At 62.3% G+C, this 23,499-nt stretch carries 21 protein-coding genes; 13 read left to right on the forward strand and 8 right to left on the reverse strand.

The genetic code is table 11. From position 1 onward, the window contains the following. Positions 1-86: 86 nt before the first annotated feature. From AC1D3C_RS26355 to AC1D3C_RS26375, 5 genes are read right to left on the reverse strand one after another with little or no spacing between them, the layout of a single operon-like run. Complete coding sequence (locus tag AC1D3C_RS26355) at positions 87-1,661, reverse strand: ABC transporter substrate-binding protein (protein ID WP_477484951.1); 1,575 nt, start codon at positions 1,659-1,661, stop codon at positions 87-89. A gap of 20 nt (positions 1,662-1,681) precedes the next feature. After that, complete coding sequence (locus AC1D3C_RS26360) at positions 1,682-2,737, reverse strand: ABC transporter ATP-binding protein (RefSeq protein WP_477484952.1); 1,056 nt, start codon at positions 2,735-2,737, stop codon at positions 1,682-1,684. After that, positions 2,734-3,705 (reverse strand): ABC transporter ATP-binding protein, encoded by a 972-nt coding sequence (locus AC1D3C_RS26365; RefSeq protein WP_477484953.1) that lies wholly within the window; start codon positions 3,703-3,705, stop codon positions 2,734-2,736. Before AC1D3C_RS26365 ends, AC1D3C_RS26360 begins: the two co-directional genes overlap by 4 nt. A gap of 5 nt (positions 3,706-3,710) precedes the next feature. Next, positions 3,711-4,610 (reverse strand): ABC transporter permease, encoded by a 900-nt coding sequence (locus tag AC1D3C_RS26370; RefSeq protein WP_477484954.1) that lies wholly within the window; start codon positions 4,608-4,610, stop codon positions 3,711-3,713. Continuing rightward, a complete protein-coding gene (locus AC1D3C_RS26375; RefSeq protein ID WP_038591829.1) occupies positions 4,607-5,581 on the reverse strand; it encodes an ABC transporter permease in 975 nt (324 codons plus the stop codon). The genes AC1D3C_RS26370 and AC1D3C_RS26375 overlap by 4 nt, the downstream gene beginning before the upstream one ends. 210 nt (positions 5,582-5,791) lie before the next feature. Here AC1D3C_RS26375 and AC1D3C_RS26380 point away from each other — a divergent pair, with 210 nt between their 5' ends. From AC1D3C_RS26380 to AC1D3C_RS26395, 4 genes are all read left to right on the forward strand, one after another. After that, positions 5,792-6,688, forward strand: a complete 897-nt coding sequence (locus tag AC1D3C_RS26380; RefSeq protein ID WP_038591833.1) for a LysR family transcriptional regulator — start codon at positions 5,792-5,794, stop codon at positions 6,686-6,688. Positions 6,689-6,822: 134 nt separating this feature from the next. Then, positions 6,823-8,355 carry an acyl-CoA carboxylase subunit beta gene (locus AC1D3C_RS26385; RefSeq protein ID WP_477484955.1) on the forward strand — a complete coding sequence of 511 codons (1,533 nt, stop codon included), beginning with the start codon at positions 6,823-6,825 and terminating at the stop codon, positions 8,353-8,355. A gap of 52 nt (positions 8,356-8,407) precedes the next feature. Further along, entirely contained in the window at positions 8,408-8,782 is a 375-nt protein-coding gene (locus tag AC1D3C_RS26390; RefSeq protein WP_477484980.1) for a hypothetical protein, read from the forward strand. Further along, a complete protein-coding gene (locus AC1D3C_RS26395) occupies positions 8,782-10,791 on the forward strand; it encodes an acetyl-CoA carboxylase biotin carboxylase subunit (protein WP_477484956.1) in 2,010 nt (669 codons plus the stop codon). Before AC1D3C_RS26390 ends, AC1D3C_RS26395 begins: the two co-directional genes overlap by 1 nt. Before the next feature lie 21 nt (positions 10,792-10,812). On the opposite strand, the gene AC1D3C_RS26400 is transcribed toward AC1D3C_RS26395, so the two are convergent. Beyond that, the gene (locus AC1D3C_RS26400) at positions 10,813-11,160 is read right to left on the reverse strand and encodes a type II toxin-antitoxin system RelE/ParE family toxin (RefSeq protein ID WP_477484957.1); all 348 of its coding nucleotides are present in this window, start codon (positions 11,158-11,160) and stop codon (positions 10,813-10,815) included. After that, the gene (locus tag AC1D3C_RS26405) at positions 11,150-11,419 is read right to left on the reverse strand and encodes a ribbon-helix-helix domain-containing protein (RefSeq protein ID WP_477484958.1); all 270 of its coding nucleotides are present in this window, start codon (positions 11,417-11,419) and stop codon (positions 11,150-11,152) included. The genes AC1D3C_RS26400 and AC1D3C_RS26405 overlap by 11 nt, the downstream gene beginning before the upstream one ends. A gap of 75 nt (positions 11,420-11,494) precedes the next feature. Between AC1D3C_RS26405 and scpA the strand changes: the two genes are divergently transcribed. Further along, positions 11,495-13,633, forward strand: coding sequence for a methylmalonyl-CoA mutase (gene scpA, locus AC1D3C_RS26410; protein ID WP_477484959.1), 2,139 nt, complete (start codon positions 11,495-11,497; stop codon positions 13,631-13,633). A 3-nt stretch (positions 13,634-13,636) separates the two neighbouring features. Here the strand turns inward: scpA and AC1D3C_RS26415 are convergent, their stop codons facing one another. Beyond that, positions 13,637-14,575, reverse strand: a complete 939-nt coding sequence (locus AC1D3C_RS26415; protein WP_477484960.1) for a sugar-binding transcriptional regulator — start codon at positions 14,573-14,575, stop codon at positions 13,637-13,639. A 150-nt stretch (positions 14,576-14,725) separates the two neighbouring features. Here AC1D3C_RS26415 and AC1D3C_RS26420 point away from each other — a divergent pair, with 150 nt between their 5' ends. The 8 genes from AC1D3C_RS26420 to AC1D3C_RS26455 all read left to right on the forward strand — a co-directional run bounded on the left by AC1D3C_RS26420 (position 14,726) and on the right by AC1D3C_RS26455 (position 23,365). Beyond that, positions 14,726-16,051, forward strand: coding sequence for an extracellular solute-binding protein (locus AC1D3C_RS26420; RefSeq protein WP_247137816.1), 1,326 nt, complete (start codon positions 14,726-14,728; stop codon positions 16,049-16,051). Continuing rightward, positions 16,038-17,030, forward strand: a complete 993-nt coding sequence (locus tag AC1D3C_RS26425; RefSeq protein WP_477484961.1) for an ABC transporter permease subunit — start codon at positions 16,038-16,040, stop codon at positions 17,028-17,030. The genes AC1D3C_RS26420 and AC1D3C_RS26425 overlap by 14 nt, the downstream gene beginning before the upstream one ends. Positions 17,031-17,032: 2 nt before the next feature. Then, positions 17,033-17,953 (forward strand): ABC transporter permease subunit, encoded by a 921-nt coding sequence (locus AC1D3C_RS26430; protein WP_477484962.1) that lies wholly within the window; start codon positions 17,033-17,035, stop codon positions 17,951-17,953. Positions 17,954-17,969: 16 nt separating this feature from the next. After that, positions 17,970-18,722 carry a glycerophosphodiester phosphodiesterase family protein gene (locus tag AC1D3C_RS26435; protein ID WP_477484963.1) on the forward strand — a complete coding sequence of 251 codons (753 nt, stop codon included), beginning with the start codon at positions 17,970-17,972 and terminating at the stop codon, positions 18,720-18,722. Further along, complete coding sequence (locus AC1D3C_RS26440; RefSeq protein WP_477484964.1) at positions 18,709-20,235, forward strand: alkaline phosphatase D family protein; 1,527 nt, start codon at positions 18,709-18,711, stop codon at positions 20,233-20,235. The genes AC1D3C_RS26435 and AC1D3C_RS26440 overlap by 14 nt, the downstream gene beginning before the upstream one ends. A 23-nt stretch (positions 20,236-20,258) precedes the next feature. Continuing rightward, positions 20,259-20,942, forward strand: coding sequence for an HAD family hydrolase (locus tag AC1D3C_RS26445; protein WP_477484965.1), 684 nt, complete (start codon positions 20,259-20,261; stop codon positions 20,940-20,942). A 113-nt stretch (positions 20,943-21,055) separates the two neighbouring features. Next, a complete protein-coding gene (locus AC1D3C_RS26450; RefSeq protein ID WP_477484966.1) occupies positions 21,056-22,189 on the forward strand; it encodes an ABC transporter ATP-binding protein in 1,134 nt (377 codons plus the stop codon). Between the two features lie 42 nt (positions 22,190-22,231). Further along, entirely contained in the window at positions 22,232-23,365 is a 1,134-nt protein-coding gene (locus AC1D3C_RS26455) for an ABC transporter substrate-binding protein (RefSeq protein ID WP_038547630.1), read from the forward strand. The last annotated feature ends 134 nt before the right edge of the window (positions 23,366-23,499 follow it).

Below are 23,499 nucleotides of genomic sequence, written 5' to 3' on the forward strand. Positions count from 1 at the left end.
ATCAATACCCGGGCCGGCCCCACCACACGTCAGGCCGGCCCAGGATGTTGCGGCTCCGGAAAGAGGGGCCGCAGCAAAGACCAGGCCTACTTGGCGATGCCGGCAAGCGTCGCGCTGGTGTCTTCCGTCATGTTGGCGACATAGGAGACATTCGCCTTGCCGGCCCAGTGAACCTTCTGCCAGTAGAGCGGGATGACCGGCACGTCGGCGAACACCATCTTGGTTGCCTTCTGCAGCAGCTCCACGCGCTTCTTGACGTCGAATTCGGCGGTGGCGGTACGCATCGCATCGTCAAAGGCCGGGTTCGAATATTTCGTCCGGTTGAACGAGCCGGTACCGGCATCTTTGTTGGCCGTCATCAGCAGGTTGCGAAGACCGGTTGCCGAGGTCGGAGTAGAGTTGCCGAGCGAGAAGATGAAGGCGGAGAATTCGCCGGCTCCGGCGCCCTTGGTGTAGACGTTATAGGGCTGGGCGACGACGCCGTTCACCTTCAGGCCGCCGCGCGCAAACATCTGGCCGAGGGCCTGCGCCACTTCCGAGTCGCCCGGGAAACGGTCGTTGGAGGTGTGGATGGTGATGCCGAACCCGTCCTTGTAGCCGGCTTCCGCCAGCAGTTTCTTGGCGTCCTCGGCGTTCATGGCGGGGGCCTTGATCGACGGATCGTTGCCGGCGACGCCGTTTGGCACCAACTGGCCAGCGGCTTCGGCCGAGCCGTCGAGAATGCGGTCGATGATCAGCTGGCGGTTGACCAGTTCCGAGAGCGCCTGGCGGACCTTGACGTCCTTCAGCGGGTTCTTGTCGAGCGGCTTGCCCTCTTTGTCGGTGATGAAGGGGCTCTTGTCGCGGGCGCTGTCGAGCGCGAGGTAGATCATGCGGGCCGAGGCGATCGAGAAGACCTTGAGGCCGGAGATTCCCTGGAGGGTCTTCACATCGCCCGGCGGCACGGCGTCGATCAGGTCGACTGCGCCGGAGCGAAGCGCGGCTACGCGCGATGCATCGTTGGAGATGAATTTGATCGTGACGTTTTCGAAATCCTGTTTCTTGCCCCAGAAGGCATCGTTGCGGATGAGCTGCAGGTTGTCGCCCGGCGTCCAGGACTTGAACTTGTAGGCACCGGTGCCGATCGCCGCCTTGCCGCTGTTGAAGTCCTCGATCGAGGCGCCTTCCGCGACCTTCTTCTCGACGATGTAGACGAAACCCACCTGTTCGATGAAATCGGGCGTCGGCTTCTTGGTCTTGAATTCGACAGTCAGGTTGTCAATCGCCTTCATGCTGTCGATTGCCCCGACATTGCCGGAAAACGGCGCCGGGCTGTTCGGGATGTCCTTGGCACGGGTGAGCGAAAAGATCACGTCCTCCGATGTCAGCGGGTTGCCGTCATGGAACTTGACGCCGTCGCGCAGTTTGATCTGCCAGGTCAGCGGATCGACATTTGTCCAGGAGACGGCAAGCGCCGGCTCGACATTGATTGCCGGGTCGGTCTGCACCAGGCGGTCGAAGACCTGCATGGCAATGTTCTGGTTGTTGCCGGTGCGCGAAAACTGCGGATCGATCGCCGAGGGCTCGGTGGCGCTGCCGAGTATCAGGTTCGCGGCCTGAGCCGAGCTCAGCGCGAGGACCGAGGCCGCAACCCCGGCCAGGAAAAATTTCATCGGTTTCATTATGTTCGTTCCCTTCCTTTTTAGATGACCGGTTCGGCCGTCGCATGTGTTGCCTGATGGGCGGCAAGATCGTTCAGGTGGCAGGCGCTGACATGGCCTGCGGCGTTTTCCTTCAAGACCGGCCGTTCAACGCGGCAGCGGTCGAAAGCCATTGGACAGCGGGGGTGGAAATGACATCCAGGTGGCGGATGGAGCGGCGAGGGGATCTCGCCTTTGATCGGCGTGAATACCCGGCGGCGGTCGGTGACCGACGGCAGTTCGCGGATCAGTGCCTGGGTATAGGGATGTTTCGGATTATCGAAGAGCTCGTCCGGCGTGGCGCTTTCCACCACGCGGCCGAGATACATGACGACCACCCGATCGCAGATGTGTTTCACGACGCCGAGGTCGTGGCTGATGAACAGGTAGGTCAGCCCGAATTCCCGTTTCAGGTCCATGAACAGGTTGAGGATCTGCGCCTGGATCGACACGTCGAGCGCGGCGACCGATTCGTCGCAGACGAGCAGTTTGGGCTTTACCGCCAGCGCCCGGGCAATGCCGATGCGCTGCCGCTGGCCGCCGGAAAACTGGTGCGGGAAACGGTCGAGATAGGACGGATCGAGGCCGACCCGCTCCGCGAGCGTGGCGACGTAGTCGCGCATCTCCCGGCCCTTGACGATGCCGTGCACTTTCGGCGCCTCGCCGATCAGGTCGATCACCCGCTTGCGCGGATTGAGCGTCGACATCGGATCCTGGAAGATCATCTGGGCGGAAAGCCGCATGGCGCGTTTGTCATCGCCCTGCAGCGATGTCAGCGGTCGGCCCTTCCACCGCACCTCGCCGCCGCTCGCCGGCATGATGCCGGCCATCACCCGCCCGAGCGTCGACTTCCCGCAACCGGACTCACCGACGAGGCCGACCACCTCGCCCGGATAAACGGCGAGATTGACCTCGTCGACCGCATGTACGGTCTTTTCCTCGAGACCCGCTCCGAACAGGTTGGCGATCTTCTCCGCATAATCGAGCTTGCGGGAAAAACGCCGGCTGACGTCCACGGCTTCTATGAGCGGTACGGTTTCCACGAGCGGGTTTGTCATGCGGCGCTCCAGAGATGGGGGTGGAAACAGCGGAACTCGCGATCGGCGGCGATTTCCAGCATAGGCTCAGTGGCGCAGACATCGGTGGCCCGGGCGCAGCGGTCGCGGAAGGCGCAGCCGGAAGGGCGCGACAGCGGCGAGGGCGCGAAACCGGGGATCGGCCGAAGCGGTTCCCCGCGCGGCACCGCCGCAGGCACGGCGCTGAGCAGGCCGGACGTGTAGGGATGGCGTGGCGCGGTGAGCACCCCATCGACCTGTCCCGCCTCGACGATGCGGCCCGCATACATGACCATGATCCGGTCCGCGAGCGCCGCGACGACGCCGAGATCGTGGCTGATCCAGATCAGCGCCATGCCGAACTCGCCGGCCAGCCGTTTGATCTCGAACAGGATCTGCGACTGGATCGTCACGTCGAGCGCCGTCGTCGGTTCGTCGGCGATGATCAGGTCCGGCCGGTGCAGCAGCGCAATCGCAATTGCCACGCGCTGGCGCATGCCCCCGGAAAATTGGTGCGGATAGGAATCCAGCCGCTCCTCCGGAGAGGGAATGYCGACGAGGCCGAGCGCATCGCGAGACCGGGCACGGGCTTCTGCGCGTGAAACCCGGTCATGCGCCTGCACGGTCTCGATCATCTGGGTGGCCACCGAGAGAACCGGGTTCAGCGTCATCATCGGATCCTGGAAGATCATCGCGATGCGTTTGCCACGGATGGCCCGCATCGCTGTCGGCGATTTCGTCAGCAGGTCTTCGCCGTTGAACAGGATCTGGCCGCTCACCACCCGGCCGGGCGGATCGACGAGGCCGAGGATCGAGAAGCCGGTGATCGACTTGCCGGAACCGGATTCCCCCACCAGGCCGACGATCTCGCGTTGGCCGACCGTGAAGCTCACGTCGTCGACGGCCTTCAGCACGCCGCGGCGGGTCATGAAATGGGTGGAAAGGTTCTTGACTTCGAGGACGGGTGTCATCGCGCTCACCTTTCACCAAGTCGGGGATTTAGGACTTCGCGCAGCCGATCGCCAACGATATTGATCGAGAACACCAGCACGAGCAGCAGCACGCCCGGATAGACGCTGATCCAGTATTCGCCGGACATCAGAAGCTGATAGCCGTTGGCGATCAAAAGCCCGAGCGACGGCTCGGTGATCGGCAGGCCGATACCAAGGAAGGAAAGTGTCGCTTCCGCCGAGATGGCGTTCGCCACCTGCAGCATGCCGATGACGATCAACGGCGGCAGGCAGTTGGGGAGGATATGGCCGATCAGGATACGCGGCGTGCCGATGCCGAGCGTCACCGCGGCCTCGACATAGTCCTTGTTCTTTTCGACAAGGGCGGCGCTCCTGACGGCGCGGGCAAATGTCGCCCACTGCACGAGGATCAGCGCGAAGATGACCTTCCAGAGCCCCTGGCCGAGAAGCGCCAGCAGCATCAGGGCCACGAGAATGGTCGGAAAGCCGAGCATCAGATCGACGATACGCATGATCAACGTGTCGATGCGCCCGCCGAAATAAGCGGCGATCAGGCCAAGCACGGTGCCGACGATCAAGGCCACGAGACCGGAAAACACACCGACGCCGAGGCTGGTGCGCAGGCCGTAGATCATCGCCGAAAACATGTCGCGGCCCTGGCCGTCGGTGCCGAGCCAGTAGTTCATGCCGTCCATGCTCTGCGAGCCGGGCGGCAGCTTGGAATCGAGGATGTCCAGGACCGCGAGATCGAACGGGTTCTGGGGTGTCAGATAGGGCCCGATGACTGCGGCAAACAGCAGGATGATGCAGACGACGGCGGCAACGACCGCCTTCGGGCTGCGGCCGATGCCGGTAAACAGTCTGCCGAGCAGCATGTCTTCAGCAAAAAGGGCTCGAACGGTCATTGAGCGCCTCCCAGCCGGACGCGGGGATCGACGAGCGAATAGAGCACGTCGACGACGAAATTGATGAAGATGAACAGGCTGACGATGACCAGCAGGTAGGCGACCACGACAGGCCGGTCGAGCCGCATGATGCTGTCGATCAAAAGCTTGCCGATCCCCGGCCAGGCGAAGATCGTCTCCGTCACCACCGCAAAGGCGAGCATGCTGCCGAGTTCCAGGCCGATCACGGTGATCAGCGGGATCAGGATGTTCTTGAACACATGCACGAAGACGATGCGCCGTTCGGAAATGCCCTTGGCGCGCGCGAACTTGACGAAATCGAGCGGCATGGTCTCGCGCACCCCGGTGCGGGTGAGGCGGATGACCAGAGAGAGCTTGAACAGCGACAGGTTGATTGCCGGCAGGATGAGATGCGTCAGGCCGTCCAGCGTGAAGAGGCTTGAATGGAGCCCAAGAAATTCGCCCATCTGGCCGCGTCCGGTGGAGGGCAGCCAGCCGAGCCAGACGGAGAAGATCATGATCAGCATCATGCCCTGCCAGAAGCTCGGCAACGAGAAGCCGAAGATAGAGCCGGTCATGATCACTTCGTCGGTGGCGCTGTTCGGCTTCAGGCCGGACAGCAGGCCGAGCGGAATGCCGAGCAGCAGCGCGAAGACGAGGCCGGTCAGCGTCAGCTCCAGCGTCGCCGGCAGGCGTTCGAAGATCAGGCTGATGGACGGACGGTTGAAGACGAAGGAACGGCCGAGGTCCCCATGCAGCGCATTCCAGGCGAAGGTGAAGAACTGTTCCCAGAGCGGCTTGTCGAGGCCGAGCGAGGCGACCACCTGGGCGCGTTCCGCAGGGCTCGCATCCGGAGCGATCAGCATTTCGGCCGGGTCGCCGATCGCGTAGATGCCGATGAAGACGATGACCGCGGTCACGATGAGGACGGCGATGCTCTGCAGGAAGCGGCGGATGACGAAAACCGTCATAGCATGCGCTCCCGCTTATCCTTCGTCCCGCAGGGACAGAGAATTTCCATGAAAGACGTTCCCTTTTTCTCTTTGTTGACGCAGACGATAGCGGTCCGGGAAGGATGCGCAATATTATGCGCGGAACGCATGGTCCTATGCGTTTTGCGCGTGGAAACCTTGTTCGATGTCTTTGCTTGTGTTCGCCGCCGCCTTCCGTAGGATCGCGACATGAATTTCAAGCAGCTCGAAATCTTCAAGACGATCATGGATACCGGCTCGACGATGGCAGCCGCCGCCCAGCTCGGCCTGTCGCAGTCGGCGATCAGCCGCCAGCTCGCGTCGCTGGAAGAGGAGATCGGGCGCGAACTTTTCCTGCGCGACAAGGGCCGTCTGATCCCGCGGCCGGAAGCGCATCTCCTGGTCGACGAGGTGGATGATGTCGCCGAGAGCGTCGCCCGGCTGCGCGTCAAGGTCGGCGACGTGCGCTCCGGCGCCTTCGGCGAGGCACTGATCCGGGTCGCCTTCCCGCACAGCCTCGCGACCACCATGCTGCCGCCGATCCTCGCCCGCTTCAAGGCCGATCATCCGCGCGTCACGGTGGAAATCCTGAGCGGCCCCTATGATGCGATCGAGCGGATGGTGCGCGGCCGCGTCGCCGATCTCGGCTTCGTTCGACTGCCGCCGGAGGAACATTCCTTCGACGCCCGCCCGCTCTTTGCCAGCGGCACGACCTGCGTGATGCCGGCCGGCCATCCGCTGGCCGCCAAGCAGGCGATTGATGTCAACGATCTCGCCCGCAACGACCTGATCCTGCTCGGTCGACAGCGCGTCAACCGCAACGAACTGGAACACGAACTGCGCCGTATGGTGCCGACCTACCGCTGCAGCCTCGAAGTCCATTCGGTCGAAACGGCCTGCGCCTGTGCAGCCCAGGGCCTCGGCATCGCCATCGTGCCGTCGCTGATCGCCGAATTCTTTCGCAGCGATGCGCTCGCCATGCGGCCCTTCGTGCCGGACAAGATCGCCGATTACGGGATCATCACCATGCCCGGCGCGCCGCTGTCCTGGACGGCCGAGGCCTTCATCAACATCATCAAGACGAATTCGGGCGAAACCGCGCTCTAATTGCCGTCGTATGTTTTCCGGCGTTTTGCATTTTCCGGTTCACGCTCTTATCAATTCGTATAGATGCGCGTTCCGCGGTTTCCCGTCGGGGCGCAAGACGCTAAGTAATGCCTAATGGAATACCGGGAGCAGACATGCGGGCAGTTCTGGGTGAAGTCGAAAAACGCCGTGCGGAGGCAAGGCTTGGCGGTGGGAGCAAGCGTATCGAGGCGCAGCATGCCAAGGGCAAGCTGACGGCGCGTGAACGCATCGAGGTCCTGCTCGACGAGGGCTCGTTCGAGGAGTTCGACATGTACGTGACCCACCGTGCGGTGGATTTCGGCATGGATAGCCAAAAGGTCGCGGGCGACGGCGTCGTCACCGGCTGGGGGACGATCAACGGCCGCCAGGTCTATGTCTTCTCCCAGGACTTTACCGTTCTCGGCGGCTCGCTCTCCGAGACCCATGCGCAAAAAATCTGCAAGATCATGGATATGGCGGTGCGTGTCGGCGCCCCGGTGATCGGCCTGAACGACAGTGGCGGCGCCCGTATTCAGGAAGGCGTTTCCTCGCTTGCCGGCTATGCCGAAGTTTTTCGCCGTAATGCCGAGGCGTCAGGCGTCGTGCCGCAGATTTCCGTCATCATGGGCCCCTGCGCTGGCGGCGCGGTCTATTCGCCGGCCATGACCGACTTCATTTTTATGGTGCGCGATTCATCCTACATGTTCGTCACAGGTCCGGACGTGGTGAAGACCGTCACCAACGAGATCGTCACCGCCGAAGAACTCGGCGGCGCGGGCACCCACACGAAAAAATCCTCGGTCGCCGATGCCGCCTTCGAGAATGACATCGAGGCGCTCGAAGCCGTCCGCCAGCTCTTCGATTTCCTGCCCCTGAACAATCGCGAAAAGCCCCCGGTCCGGCCCTTCCACGACGATCCTGCCCGCGTCGAGAGCCGCCTCGACAGCCTGATCCCGGATAGCGCAGCAAAACCCTACGACATGAAGGAACTGATCTATGCGATCGCCGACGAGGGCGATTTCTTCGAGATTCAGGAAGCCTATGCGCGAAACATCATCACCGGCTTCATCCGCCTCGAAGGTCAGACGGTCGGCGTCGTCGCCAACCAGCCGATGGTGCTGGCCGGGTGCCTGGACATCGACAGTTCCCGCAAGGCGGCACGCTTCGTGCGCTTCTGCGACGCTTTCTCGATCCCGATCCTGACGCTCGTCGATGTTCCGGGCTTTCTCCCCGGCGTTGCCCAGGAATATGGCGGCGTCATCAAGCATGGTGCCAAGCTTCTCTTTGCCTATTCCGAAGCGACCGTCCCGATGGTCACGCTGATCACCCGAAAAGCCTATGGCGGCGCCTATGATGTCATGGCTTCGAAGCATATCGGCGCCGACTTCAACTATGCTTGGCCGACAGCCGAAATCGCTGTGATGGGCGCCAAGGGCGCAACCGAGATCCTCTATCGCTCCGAACTCGGCGACGCGGACAAGATCGCGGCACGGACGAAGGAATATGAGGAGCGTTTCGCCAACCCGTTCGTGGCGGCCGAGCGAGGCTTCATCGACGAGGTGATCATGCCCCATTCGTCCCGCCGCCGCATCGCCCGGGCGTTTGCCTCGCTGCGCAACAAGCAGGTAACGACGCATTGGAAAAAACACGACACGATCCCGTTGTAATGCCCGCTGTTACAAGAGCGGCCGCAGCCATGAAATACCGCAGGAGACCATGATGCCCAAAATCCCCGAAATGACCAAACATCGTGGCTTTCCGTCGGGTTTAACTGGAACGCAGTGGCAGTTCACCATTCGCCGGGCGAATCCCAAGGTGACGGTGCTGGGACAATGGCCGCGCCATCCCAGCCGGGATCAGACGGTCGCCCTGGCCGATACCGCCTTCATGCATTCCCTTTGGCATTATTTCGGAGCGGAACCCTTTGAGCGCGGCAATCTCGATGGCGAACGCTTGTCGCGTTTGCTGGGGCGGGAAGTGATCCCGGCCGAACGCGCGTTCGACCCCGCCTCCTACCAGGCGATGTTGCGTATCAACGAGAGCCTGGCGCGGAAAAACTTTCCCCAGGCTTTCGAAGACGTTCTGGAGGTTTGATGGCGGCGTTTAAGAAAATCCTCATCGCCAACCGTGGCGAGATCGCCTGCCGGGTCATCAAGACCGCAAAAAAGATGGGCATTGCGACGGTCGCCGTCTATTCGGACGCGGATGCCGAGGCGCTGCATGTACGGATGGCCGACGAGGCGGTGCATATAGGCCCGGCGCCGTCCAGCCAATCCTATATCGCCATCGACAGGATACTCGAGGCAATCAGGAAGACCGGTGCCGATGCCGTGCACCCCGGTTATGGGTTCCTGTCGGAAAACGCTGCGTTTGCGCAGGCGCTGGAAAAGGCAGGCGTCGCCTTCATCGGCCCCCCGGTCAAAGCCATCCAGGCGATGGGCGACAAGATCACCTCGAAGAAGATCGCTGCCGAAGCCGGCGTCTCCACCGTTCCCGGCCATATGGGCCTGATCGAGGATGCCGAAGAGGCGGTAAAAATCTCCGCCTCGATCGGTTATCCTGTGATGATCAAGGCTTCTGCCGGCGGCGGTGGCAAGGGCATGCGCATCGCCTGGAACGATGCTGAAGCGCGCGAGGGTTTCCAGTCCTCCCGCAACGAGGCGAAGAACTCGTTCGGCGACGACCGCATCTTCATCGAAAAGTTCGTCGACCAACCGCGCCATATCGAAATCCAGGTGCTCGGCGATCAACACGGCACCACGCTCTATCTCGGCGAGCGTGAATGCTCGATACAGCGCCGCAACCAGAAGGTCATCGAGGAGGCACCGTCGCCCTTCCTCGACGCGGCAACGCGCAAGGCCATGGGCGAACAGGCGGTGGCACTCGCGAAAGCCGTCGGTTATTTCTCGGCCGGCACGGTGGAGTTCATCGTCGACGGCGCCAGAAATTTCTATTTCCTCGAGATGAACACCCGCCTGCAGGTCGAGCATCCGGTGACCGAACTCGTCACCGGCATCGATCTCGTCGAACAGATGATCCGCGTTGCGTCAGGCGAGAAACTGTCGCTCAGTCAGGACGACGTCAAGCTGAATGGCTGGGCGATCGAAAGCCGGCTATACGCTGAGGATCCCTACCGCAATTTCCTGCCCTCGATCGGCCGGCTGACCCGCTACCGCCCGCCCGCCGAGGGCCGGCAGGACGACGATACCGTGGTGCGCAACGATACCGGCGTCTTCGAAGGCGGCGAGATCTCCATGTATTACGACCCGATGATCGCAAAACTCTGCACCTGGGCGCCTGATCGTCTGACGGCGATCGACGCAATGGGCAAGGCGCTCGACGATTTCGAGGTGGATGGCATCGGCCATAACCTGCCTTTCCTGTCGGCCGTCATGGGGCATGGCCGATTCCGCTCCGGAAACATCACCACCGCCTTCATCGCCGAAGAGTTCCCGGAAGGCTTTTCCGGTGTGCATCCGGACGAGGTGGCGGCAAAGAAGCTCGCCGCCATCGCCGTCCTGGTCAATCAGGCCCTGCAGGAGCGCGCGGTGCAGATTTCCGGCACGATCGGCAATCATCGCCGGGTGATCGGCAAGGACTGGGTGGTGACGCTCGCCGGCTTCGAGGAGGATGTCGCGCTCGAAACCGGGCCTGACGGCGCCAGCGTCCGCTTTGCCGACGGAACGCAGCTTTCCGTCGCCGGCGGCTGGCTTCCGGGCCTGCAACACGCCCGCTTCCAGGTCGGCGGCGAGACCATGGGCGTCAAGGTCAATCTCCTCGGCTCGGCCATCCGGCTGCGCTGGCGGGGCATGGATGTAACCGCCCGCGTCCGTTCGCCCCGCGTTGCCGAACTCGCCCGCCTGATGCCGAAAAAACTGCCGCCGGACACTTCGAGAATGCTGCTCTGCCCCATGCCCGGCGTCATCACCTCCGTCTCGGTGAAAGCCGGCGACGCCGTCGAAGCCGGCCAGACGCTGGCCACCGTCGAGGCGATGAAGATGGAAAACGTGCTGAAGGCGGAGAGGAAGGGCATCGTCAAGCACGTTGCCGCGAGCCAGGGCCAAAGCCTGGCGGTCGACGAGTTGATCATGGAGTTTGAGTAGGTGCAAATGGCTGATGCACGCTTAAGACATTCCCAAGCGCGTCAGCATATGGCGTTGGTGGTCTTGGCGGCCGTAAAAGACTGCGAGGATCCGGATGTTGAGATCGGCCTCATCAATTTCAAAATAGAAGACTGCCTGGTTTTTCGTAACGTGGCGCAAGCTCGGTCTGAGTTCGCCACGCAGCGTTCCTTGATAAGGCGCAAGCGACAAGGCTTCCATGTCGGTCTCGACCGCTGCAATGCGCTTGATTGCCCTGTCGAACGCATCCCGCAAAGGATCGCCGAAGGCCAGGTAGGATTCGACAAGATGGTCAAAAATCAGCTCAAGATCGTGGTCGGCCTCTTCCGAGCGGATGACCTTATAGGCCATAGGTTTTTCTCTTCGCCGCGATCATCGCTTCAACGCGTCTATGGCTCTCCTCCATTGTCACAAACTTGCCTTCGGCGCGGCGATCCAGCAGTATCTTCAGTACCGCAAGCTCGGCATCCTTCAATTCGGTCTCTTCGCGCACAAGCTCCAGGCCGCGCTGAACGACAGCGCTCAGGCTTGCATACCGACCCTCCTCGACAAGTTTGCGGGCGAAATTATCTTGTTGATTGGAGATGGAAACGGAAGCTTTGACAGACATTGGCGATCTCCCTTTTCCATCAATGTACTACTGGGTAGTACCTAAGTCAATTCTAGTATCTTTTGGAAGAGTGTGATGTCGGACAAAACCGTCAAGGATTGGGAGGCGCTTGCCGAGAAGGAGCTGAAGGCTTCGCCGGAGACGCTCGTCTGGCATACGCCCGAAGGCATCGACATCAAGCCGCTTTATACGGCCGAGGATCTGGACGGCATCGAGCATCTCGATTCGCTGCCAGGTATGAAGCCCTTCGTACGCGGCCCGCGCGCCACCATGTATGCCGGCCGGCCGTGGACGATCCGCCAATATGCCGGTTTCTCGACCGCCGAAGCGTCGAACGCCTTCTACCGCCGCAATCTCGCCGGCGGCCAGAAAGGCCTCTCCATCGCCTTCGACCTCGCCACCCATCGCGGTTACGATAGCGACCATCCGCGGGTCGAGGGCGATGTCGGCAAGGCGGGCGTTGCGATCGATTCGGTCGAAGACATGAAGATCCTGTTCGACGGCATTCCCTTGAAGGACATGTCGGTGTCGATGACCATGAACGGCGCGGTCATCCCGATCCTCGCCTCCTTCATCGTCGCCGGCGAGGAACAGGGCTGTTCGCGGGCCGAACTGTCCGGAACGATCCAGAACGACATTTTGAAGGAGTTCATGGTCCGCAACACCTATATCTATCCGCCCGAGCCCTCGATGCGGATCGTCGCCGACATCATCGAATATACGGCAAAAGAAATGCCGAAGTTCAATTCGATTTCGATATCCGGCTATCATATGCAGGAAGCGGGCGCGACGCTGGTCCAGGAACTCGCCTTCACGCTGGCCGACGGCCGCGAATATGTCCGTGCCGCACTTGCCAAGGGTCTCAGCGTCGACGAGTTCGCTGGCCGGCTGTCGTTTTTCTTCGCGATCGGCATGAACTTCTTCATGGAGGCCGCTAAGCTGCGCGCCGCCCGCCTGCTCTGGTCGCGGATCATGGAGGAGTTCAAGCCGCAGAAGGCGTCCTCGCTGATGCTGCGCACCCATTGCCAGACGTCTGGCGTTTCGCTGCAGGAACAGGACCCCTATAACAACGTCATCCGCACGGCCTATGAGGCCCTGTCGGCGGTGCTCGGCGGCACCCAATCGCTGCACACCAATGCGCTTGACGAGGCGATGGCGCTGCCGACGGATTTTTCCGCCCGCATCGCCCGCAATACCCAGCTCATCCTGAGCCACGAAACCGGCGTGACGAAGGTCGTCGATCCGCTGGCCGGCTCCTATTATGTCGAGAGCCTGACCAACGAGCTTGCCGAAAAGGCATGGGCGTTGATCGAGGAGGTCGAGGCCATGGGCGGCATGACCAAGGCGGTCGCCGACGGCCTGCCGAAACGGTTGATCGAGGAGGCCGCCACCCGCCGCCAGGCCGCCGTCGACCGCGGCGAAGAAATCATCGTCGGCGTCAATAAATACCGGCTGGAAAACGAGGACGAGATCGACATTCTCGCCATCGACAATACCGCCGTCCGCAAAGGCCAGATCAAGCGGCTGAAGGAGGTTCGCCGGCAGCGGGATCCGAAGCGGGTGGCGGCGGCGCTCGCCGTCCTGGAGGAAGCCGCCGAAAGCGGCGAGGGAAACCTGCTGGAGGTGGCGATCGAAGCGGCCCGCGCCCGCGCCACCGTCGGCGAAATCTCCGACGCGATGCGGCAAGCCTTCGGCGATCATTCCGCCGTGCCGGAAGTGGTCAGCGATATCTATGGACCCGCCTATGAGGACGATCCGGAATACAAGATGATCGTCTCGCGGCTTGGCAGCTATGCTCAAGCGCTTGGCACCAAGCCGAAGATCATGGTCGCCAAACTCGGCCAGGACGGCCATGACCGCGGCGCCAAGGTGATCGCATCGGCCTTCGGCGATATCGGCTTCGAGGTTCTTGCCGGCCCGCTGTTCCAGACGCCGGAGGAGGCGGCCGACCTCGCAGTCAGGCAAAACGTCCAGGTGGTCGGCATGTCATCGCTCGCGGCCGGTCACAGGACCCTTGCGCCCCAACTCGTCGAAGCGTTGAAGGCGAAAGGTGCCGAAAACGTCATCGTCGTGGTCGGCGGCGTCGTTCCTCGGCAGGATTACGACTACCTGATGGAGCACGGCGTTGCCGCCGTCTTCGGCCCTGGCACCAATGTGCTTGATGCCGCAAACTCGATCATCGACCTCTTGGAGGGCAAGCGCCGCAATATCTGACGGTTATTTCGCCGCCAGCATCGCCTTGGCGCTGTCGGCATCGGTGATCAGCACGTTGATCAGCCCGTTCTGCGCCACCGCCTGCAGGATCTTGTGCTTGTGCGGCCCGCCCGAGGCGACGACGCGGCAGCCGATGCGGCGAAAATCCTCCATCTCGGGGGCCAGCACCTGGCGGTTCAACGGATGATCGATCTCCTTGCCGGAGGCGTCGAGATAACGGCCCATTAGGTCGCCGACCGCCCCGGCTTGTCTGAGGATCTGTTCGGTCATGCCTTCCGGCAGGCCATAGCGCACCTGCAGCGACTGCTGCGATACGTCACCGACGCTGAGGTAAGCGACATCCACCTCGCAGATCTGCTTGAACGTCCGCTGGAACACTGCCTGGGAGATGATCGCATCGCGCGATTCCGGGCTCTCGGCATAGATCGGCGCCACGAAATAGCGGCACTGAGCGTTCAGTACTTGCGCGAAGCCGCGCACGATCTCGAACGTGTTGATTTCGGAGCCCTGCGTCAGTCCGCCCATCATCGACCGCACCTTGATCTGCGGTTCGTTGAGCGTGGGGATGTGCTGGATCGTCTCGCGCAGCGTCGAGCCCCAGCCGACGCCGATCGATGCAGGTTTCTGCGTCTGGATCAACCGGCCGAGAAAGCCGGCGGCCCCGCGTCCGAGCACCGAATGCAGAAGCGCCGGATCCGTCGGCGTCGGCACCACGACTGCATCCTGCAGGCCGAACCGCTTGCGCAATTTCGCCTCCAGCTCGACGCTTTCGGCCAGCACGGAATCGAAGCTGATCCTGACGACGCCGGCTTCCAGCGCCTCCGAGAGGATCTCGTTGACACGCCGCCGCGTGATGTTCATCCGTTCGGCGATCTGCTGCTGGGTAAGGCTTTCCACGTGATAGAGCCACGCGGCCCGCACCATCAGCTCACGATATTCCATTGTCCCCACCTTTGAAGTATCATATGTCACATGTGTGTAACATGTGTAACCTAACCCATCCAAGTCATGGCTAACCCAGACTGATGGAGATGGCCAGAACCGAAACAGGGCGGGTCACGTGAAAGACCCGATTATGGAGGGATCCGAAACATGGCTTCAACATATGTGAAATCGATAACCGGCCTTCTTGCCGCCGGCGCGCTGCTGGTGGGCGCGACGGGTGCGACTGCCGCCGACCGAGTCAAGATCGAATGGTGGTATGCGATCTCCGGCAAGCTCGGCGATACCGTCCAGCAGCTGATCTCCGACTTCAACAAGTCGCAGGACAAGTACGAGCTCGTCGGCACGTTCAAGGGCAATTACGAAGAGACCATGGCCGCCATGGTCGCCGCATACCGCGTCAATCAGCAGCCGGCTATCCTCCAGTCTGCCGAGCGCGGGTTCATGACCATGCTGAATTCCGGCGCCGTCATCCCGGTCGATCAACTGATGGCCAAGCAAGGCTACAAGATCGACTGGAACGATTTCGTCAAGCCGGTCGCAGGCTTCTACATCGTCAACGGCAAGCCGGCAGCACTTCCCTTCAACTCGTCGACGCCGATCCTCTGGTACAATGCCGATGCCTTCAAGGCCGCCGGCTTCGACGCGCCGTCCGACACCTGGCAGGGCCTCGAAAAGCAGCTTTATGCACTGAAGGAAAAGAAGATCACCGATTGCTCGATGGCGCTGCCGGGTGATTTCCAGTGGAGCCTGATCGAGAACTATTCGGCGATCAACAACTATCCCTTCGCCACCAGGGCCAATGGGTATGCCGGCCTCGACACCGAATTTGTCTACAACAAGACCGGTGTTGTCGGCCAGGTTGCCCGTCTCAAGAAGTGGGTTGATGACGGCGTGCTGAAAATCGCCGGCCAGGGCGTCGCCCCGATCAGCCTCTTCACCTCCGGCACCTGCGCGACGATCATCAATTCCACCGCCAGCCATTCCGGCGTGGAAGCCGATGCCAAGTTCAAGTGGAGCGCCGCGGTCATGCCGCATGAGGAGGGCGCCGATGTCAGGAACGGCACGATCGGCGGCGCATCGCTCTGGGCGGTCAAGGGCAAGTCGGAAGAGGTTCAGGCCGGCGTCGCCGCCTTCTTCAACTTCGTTGCCCAGCCTGATACCCAGGAATGGTGGAGCAAGGCGACCGGCTACGTTCCGGTCACCAATGCGGCCTATCAGAAGATGAAGGCCGAGGGCTATTTCAAGGATCATCCGACCCGCGAAATTGCCATCGAGCAGCTGTCGCGCGGCGAGCCGACCGACAATTCCCGCGGCTTCCGCTTCGGCAACCACAACCAGTCGACCGCCATCCTGATCGAGGAAATCCAGGCCGTCTGGACCGGCAAGAAGACCCCGCAGGAAGCGCTCGACAGTTCCGTCAAGCGCGGCAACGAAATCCTGCGCCAGTACGAGAAACTCCATGCCGGCAAGTGATGCCATCATGATGGAGAACGAGGGCGTGGCGACAAGCCCCCGTTTGCCCTTGCGGCGGAGCCTCAGCTCCCTGGTCGGGACGTCGGAAGCGGGGCTGAAGGCCTCGCATTTCCGGCGGCCCTGGCTGGCCGCCGGCCTGCTCGCGCCGCAATTGCTGATCCTGCTCTTTTTCTTTTTTATCCCTACCTGGAAGGCTCTGTCGCTCGCCTTCGTGCAGGTGGATCCGTTCGGTGGCACGATGATCTTCGTCGGGCTGGAAAATTTCACCACCCTGTTTTCGAGCCCCGAATACCGCGACAGCGCCATCCTCACGCTGTGGTTTACGGTGGTGCAATGCATCGCCACGCTCGTCATCGCCGGGCTGCTCGCCTTTGCCACCGACAACGTCATGCGCGGTCGGGCGATCTACAAGGGCGTCATCCTTCTGCCTTATGCGATCGCGCCGGCCATATCCGGCGTGCTCTGGGCTTTCCTGTTCAACCCGACCGTCGGCCCGCTCGCCCAGATGCTGCATCAGTTGGGCTTCGCATGGGACCCGAACCGCCGGCCGTTCGACGCGCTGCTGCTGGTCTCGGTCGCGGCGGTCTGGAAACATGTCTGCTACGACTACATCTTCCTCGTCGCCGCGTTTCTGGCCGTGCCCGCCTCGGTGATGGAGGCGGCCGCGATCGACGGCGCCCGTCCGGTCCGCCGCTTCCTGACCGTGACGCTGCCGATGGCGGCGCCCACCATTTTCTTCCTGATCGTCATGAACTTCGTCTACGGCCTGTTCGAGACCTTCGGCATTATCGACACGGTGACGCGCGGCGGACCCGCCGGCAGCACCAACACCCTGGTCTACAAGGTTTATCAGGACGGCTTCCGCCAGCTCGACCTCGGCTCGTCCGCCGCCCAGTCAGTGATCCTGATGGCGATTGCCGTGCTCTTCACCATCCTGCAGTTCCGCGCCGTCGAGCGCAAAGTCAATTATCAGGTGTGACCATGGTCGAACGTCACGCGGGCCTGTCGATCTTCTGCCATGTCGTTCTGCTGATCGGCGCAGCCGTCGTCTGCATGCCGCTCTATTTCGCTTTCGTCGCCGGTTCGCTGACGGTCGGCGAGGTGCAGCAGGTGCCGTTTCCGCTGGTTCCGGGCCGGCATTTCGTCGAGAACACGATCCTTGCCTGGAACGAAGGCCAGTTCAGCCGGCTCTACGTCAATTCCTTCATCGTCACCGTCGGCATTGTCGTCGGCAAGCTGACGGTCTCGCTGATAGCCGGTTTCGCAGTCACCTATTTCCGCTTTCCCTTCCGCATGACCGCCTTCTGGCTGATCTTCATCTCGCTGATGCTGCCGGTCGAAGTCCGCATCATCCCGACCTACGAAGCGGTGGCCGACGCCGGCGGCCCGCTGCGGGCGCTGTTCGAGGCGATCGGCCTGACGGGCTTCATTGCCGACAGGACCGGCTATCAGCTCGACGCGGCGCTGCAATGGAACATGATCAACAGTTACGGCGGCCTCATCCTGCCGCTGATCGCCTCGGCGTCCGCGACCTTCCTGTTCCGGCAGTTCTTCCTGACCGTACCGGACGAACTCTGCGAGGCGGCCAAGCTCGATGGCGCCGGGCCGTTGAAATTCTTCTGGGACGTGCTGTTGCCACTGTCGCGCGCCAATATCGCGGCGCTGTCGATCATCCTCTTCCTCTACGGTTGGAACCAGTATCTCTGGCCGCTCCTCTTCACCACCGAGAAGTCGATGGCGACGGCGATGATCGGATTGAAGGACCTGATCCCGGTTGCCGACGCCCAACCAGCCTGGAACATCGCCATGGCCGCCTCTTTTTTTGTGATGGCGCCGCCCGCGCTCGTCATCCTTCTGATGCAACGCTGGTTCACCAAAGGTCTGGTAGACTCCAGCAAATAGAAATGAGGTATTTCCAATGACCAGTCCCATCATCGTCGGCCATCGCGGCGCCCGCAATCTCTGGGCGGAGAACAGCCTGACCGGCTTTCGCAACCTTCTCGACCTCGAAGTCGAATCGGTCGAATTCGACGTGCACCTGAGCGCCACCGGCGAACTCCTCGTCATCCATGACGCGACGCTCGACCGCACTACCGAACGCTCCGGCCGGGTAAGCGAACTTGCCGCCGGCGAATACCGCTCGGTGATCCTCAAGGGCACCGATGAGCACATTCCGACGCTCGAAGACGTGCTCGAAATCTACGCGCCGACCGGCCTCGAACTGCATGTGGAACTGAAGGCCGACGCCGACGGCACGCCCTATGAAGGCCTCGAAGCCAGGGCTGCCGCGATGCTCGATCGTTTCGGCGTTGCGGAGAATTCCTTCCTGACCAGCTTCAGCGGCGACGTCCTGAAGACGATCGGCGAAGTCGCGCCGCATATCCGCCGGCTTTCCTCGCTTAATCACAAATCCGCCCAGGCTCTCGGCCTGCGCCAATCCGTCGAAGCCATGCTGCGGGTTTCCGACGTGCTGGCGATCGAAAAGGCGTTGCTGCTGGAGGAATGGGAATTGCTCTCCGCGCTCGTCCCGGCCGAAAAGCTCGGCGTCTGGGTTCCGAACGAGCTGGAAGACCTATCCTTCTGGCTGAAGCGCCCGCTCCGCCAGATTACCACTGACCGCCCGGACCTTGCGGTCAAGGCTCGCGAAGGACTGTTCGATGCCGCTCATTGATCGTCGAGGCTTACTGGTGGGCGGATTGGCGGCGGCTGCCATCTGGCGACCGCTCGGCTCCGCCCGTGCGGCAAGCTTCAGCACCGATCCCTTCGCTCTCGGTGTCGCCTCCGGCGCGCCGAGGGCCGACAGCGTCGTCCTTTGGACGCGGCTGGTCCTGGAGAACGCATCGCCCGCCGCCTCCGCCGATCCCTTCGCACCAGCGCCGAAGCAGAACCCCGATCCGATCGACGTGGAGTGGGTGGTTGCCGAGGACGAGGCTTTTTCAAAGCCGGTCCAGTCCGGCCTATACCGTGCCCTTCCGGAATTTGCCCATTCGGTGCATGTGGAGGTCACGGGCCTTTTGCCCGGTCGCTGGTATTTCTACCGTTTCCGCTCTGGCAATGCGACAAGCCCGGTCGGCCGCACCCGAACAGCACCGGCCGATAGCGTCAACACGCTTCGCCTCGCCTTCGCCTCCTGCCAGCAATACGAGCAGGGGTTCTACAGCGCCTATGCCGACATGGCCGGCCGCGACCTCGATCTGGTCGTCCATCTCGGAGATTACATCTATGAGCGGAGTTATGGTGCGCAGCTCGTGCGCAAGCACCAGACCGGCATACCATCGATGCTTTACGAATTCCGCGATCGCTACGCGCTCTACAAATCCGACCCGCAACTGCGGGCAGCCCACGCCGCCTTTCCCTGGCTCGCCGTCTGGGACGACCACGAGGTTACCAACAATTACGCCAACGACCGCGCCCCCGACGCGCCGAATCCGGCGGAGTTTCTCACCCGCCGCCGCGCCGCATATCAGGCCTGGTTCGAGCACATGCCTGTGCATCCGAGCCTTGCTGCCGGGTTCGATGCGCTCCGCATCTACGATCATTATCGGTTCGGCAATCTGGCTGGCGTGTCGCTTCTCGACACGCGGCAATATCGCTCGCCGGAACTCGAGGGTTCCGCCGGCGACGATCGGCCGGAGCGGACCATGCTCGGCCCGGCGCAGGAAGAATGGCTGGGCAAGACGTTTAGTGCCAGCCACGCGAAATGGAACATCATCGCCCAGCAGACCCTGCTTGCCGAACGCGACACCAAGGCCGGGCCCGCTACGGCATACAATCTCGACGGCTGGGACGGCTATCGCGCCGCCCGCGGCCGCCTGCTGGAGGCGGTGCAGACCTCGGCGGTCGAGAACGCCCTAATCATCGGCGGCGATCTGCACGCCTTCTATGCGGCCGACGTAAAGCGCGACTTCGCCGACGAGAAAGCCAGGGCAATCGCCAGCGAATTCGTCTGCGGCTCGATCACCTCGGACGCGCCGTCTGCCGCAAGCCTTGCGACTGCACTTGCCGAAAACCCGCATCTCAAGTTTGCCTCGGACAAGCATGGTTATGCGATCATGCGCTTGAGCGAGCGGTCGGCCGAGGTGGATTTCATCGGTGTCGCCGACCGCAAGCAGCAGAACTCCCCCGCCTCCGTTTTCCAGAGCTTTGCCGTCGCCGACGGTGCGGCCGGCGTCAATCGGCTTTGACGCTTCACCCAAGTTGGACTTTCATGCAGATAGATCTCCTGATTTTCGATTGTGACGGCGTCCTGATCAACAGCGAGCCGATCGCCAGCCGCACGCTTGCCAAGGCCCTGCAGGATGCCGGCGCCGCGATCACCACCGAAGAGGTGCTGGTCCGCTTCACCGGCAATTCGGCGAGCGTCATCCGCCGCATCTGCACCGAAGAGCTTGGCATTGCCGATCTGGATACGGTCCTCGAGGCCTGGCATCTCGATATCTATCCGGAATTCGCCCGCTCGCTGGAACCGATGCCCGGTATCGAAAGCCTCGTTCGCTCGTTACCGCATCGCAAATGCGTCGCCTCTAACAGCTCGACGGACCGGCTGTCGAAAAGCCTTGGTCTTTTGCCCCTCTGGAACGCTTTTGCGCCGTCGATCTTCAGCGCCGACATGGTGGCGCGGCCGAAACCGGCGCCGGATCTCTTTCATCTCTGCGCCGAAACGCTCGCCGCCGATCCGGCCCGTTGCGTGGTGATCGACGACAGCGCCCACGGGATCACCGGGGCGATTGCGGCGGGCATGACGGCGGTTGGCTTTGTCGATCCCGCAGACCCGCGACCCGGCCGTGCGAAAATCCTGGCGGAGGTCGGAGCCGTTTTCGTGGCGACCGGAGCCGAGGAGCTTGCAGAAGCGCTCGCCCGGCTCGAAGCCCCGCTCTCCGTAGACGCCTGAGCGGCCACCCTACGAGCATCCGGCAATAAAAAATTTGCGGTGTCATCCGCCTGTAAAATTCCGGCCCTAAGAAACGCCCAGCAAGATTGCACGGCTGTGCAAAAGGGGGTTCGATGGAACGGGACGGTTTTCTGGAATTGCGCGGTGTCGCCAGCCGTTATGGCGCCACGCAGGTTCTGACCGATATCGATCTGTCGATTGCCAAGGGCGAATTCGTGGCGCTGCTCGGTTCGTCCGGCTGCGGCAAGACCACGCTTCTGCGTCTGCTGGCCGGCTTCATCAGCCCGTCGGCTGGCGAAGTGAAGGTGCGCCATCGCGACGTGACTTACCTTCCGCCCGACAAACGCGGCATGGCGCTGGTTTTCCAATCCTATGCGCTTTGGCCGCATATGACGGTGGCGCAGAACATCGGTTATGGACTGAAGCTGAAGGGCATTTCTCGAACCGAGATCGCCACCCGCGTCGCCGCCATGCAGTCGCTGCTCGGCCTCGACGGGCTGGAAGCGCGCAAGCCGCAAGCGTTGTCGGGCGGCCAGCGCCAGCGCGTCGCGCTCGGTCGGGCGCTCGCCATCGATCCGGAAATCCTGCTGCTCGACGAGCCGCTGTCGAACCTCGACGCACGCATCCGCCTGACCGTGCGCCACGAGTTGCGGGCGCTGCAGAAGCGGCTTGGGATCACCGCGATCCATGTTACCCACGACCGCGAGGAGGCTATGGTGATGGCCGACCGGATCGTCATCCTGAATGCCGGCAGGATCGCCCAACAGGGCACGCCGGAGGAAGTCTATAACCGTCCGGCCTCAACTTTCGTCGCCGCCTTCATGGGTGCCGAAAATGTGCTTTTCCTGAACGGTGCGCCACAGGCTGACCAGTTCGCGATCGCCGCCGGCCCGGCCAATACGGCCTGTTCCGTGCCGCTGCTCGGCCGTCCGCTGGCCGCCGGTCCGGTCGAGGCCCGCTTCCGCCCGGAGGCCGCGCGCCTTTTTTCGACCGATGATATCGCCGTGATCGGCCCCGGCATCACCTTCGGGGGCGAGGTCGCCGCCGTCAGTTATCCCGGCGGCCATTGGCGTCATGTCGTCAAACTCGGCGATCACGAGATCATGGCCGATGCCGAACGCGCCTTCGAGCCGGGCGCCCGCGTCGCCGTGTTCGTGCCGGCTGAGGCGCTCTTTCTGTTTGGTTCGCCGGAGGCTGCTTCGGCCTCCCCTATTTCCCGGGCGCCATCCGGGAAAGTCCACGCCTGACCTTTCGATACCTCTGCCTTTTCAACTCACGGAGAAGCACTGATGAACAAGATGTCCTACGCAGCCTTCGCCGTCGCTTTCGCAGCCCTTCCGGTTCATGCCGAAGAGCTGACGGTTGCGACCGCCGGCGACCAGAACATGGTCGACTACATCAACCAGTATCTCGGACCGCTTTTCGAGAAGACCTATCCGGGCAACACGGTTCGCGCCGTCGGCACCGGTCCTGGCGACGCAGGTTCGCAGAAGATCCTCGAGCGTTTCGACGCCCAGTCTGCCGCCAAGTCCGATAAGTGGGATGTCGACGTTGCCGTCGTCCACGAAAAATTCGTCGGCCCGATGGTGACCAAGAGCTATCTCGACAAGTATCGCGGCGATATCGACACCGGCAAGCTCGTTTCGCGCGACAACGCCAAGATGGCGCTCGGCACCAATGTCGACGGTTATGTCATGCCGATGTTCAACAGCCAGACCGCGATCGCCTACAACCCTGCGCTCGTTCCGAACCCGCCGAAGTCCTATGCAGAACTCGCAGACTGGGCCAAAGCCCATCCGAAGCAGTTCGGTTATAACGGCATCAAGGGCGGCGCTTCCGGCGTTTCGTTCGTTATGGGCTGGATTTATGCCTTCGGTGGCGGCGATGCCAACACCCTGATGAACGGCCCGTTCAAGGAAGAAGAAACCAAGAAGTGGGATGCGGCCTTCAAGAGCCTCGCCGACTTCACCACCAACGCAACGTTGACGCCCGGCAATGCCGGCACGCTCGACCTCCTGTCGCGCGGCGAAATCGCCATGGGCCCGGTCTGGGTCGACATGTTCTACTCCTGGCAGGCCAACGGCCAGCTGCCGCCGACCATGAAGCTGGTTCTGCCGGCCCCCGGCATGCCGGGCCAGCCGATGCACTACGTCCTGCCGGAAAAGGCGGCTCACAAGGCGCTGGCGGAGAAGTTCATTGCGCTTGCCACCAGCCCCAAGGTCCAGGCCGAAGGCATCGTCAAGCGTTTCAACTGGTATCCGGGCATCGACGCAGACAAGGTGAAGGTCGAACTCGACGACGCCACCTGGAACAAGCTATTCGTCGATATCTCGCCGGCCGACCTTGCTGCCAAGGGCAAGCCCTTCCCGATCGCGCCCTACAACACCGCGATCCTCGAAGCCTATGAGAAGTCCGTGAAGTAAGACCATCCCATCTTCTCCCCTCGGGGAGAAGATGTCCGACAGGACAGATGAGGGGGAGGAGCGTAGCGACGCCTTGAGCGAAAAGCGAAAGGCAGAACCTGCGGCAAGGCCCCCTCATCCGGCCCTCCGGGCCA

The organism is Neorhizobium sp. P1_A6, from assembly GCF_056406795.1.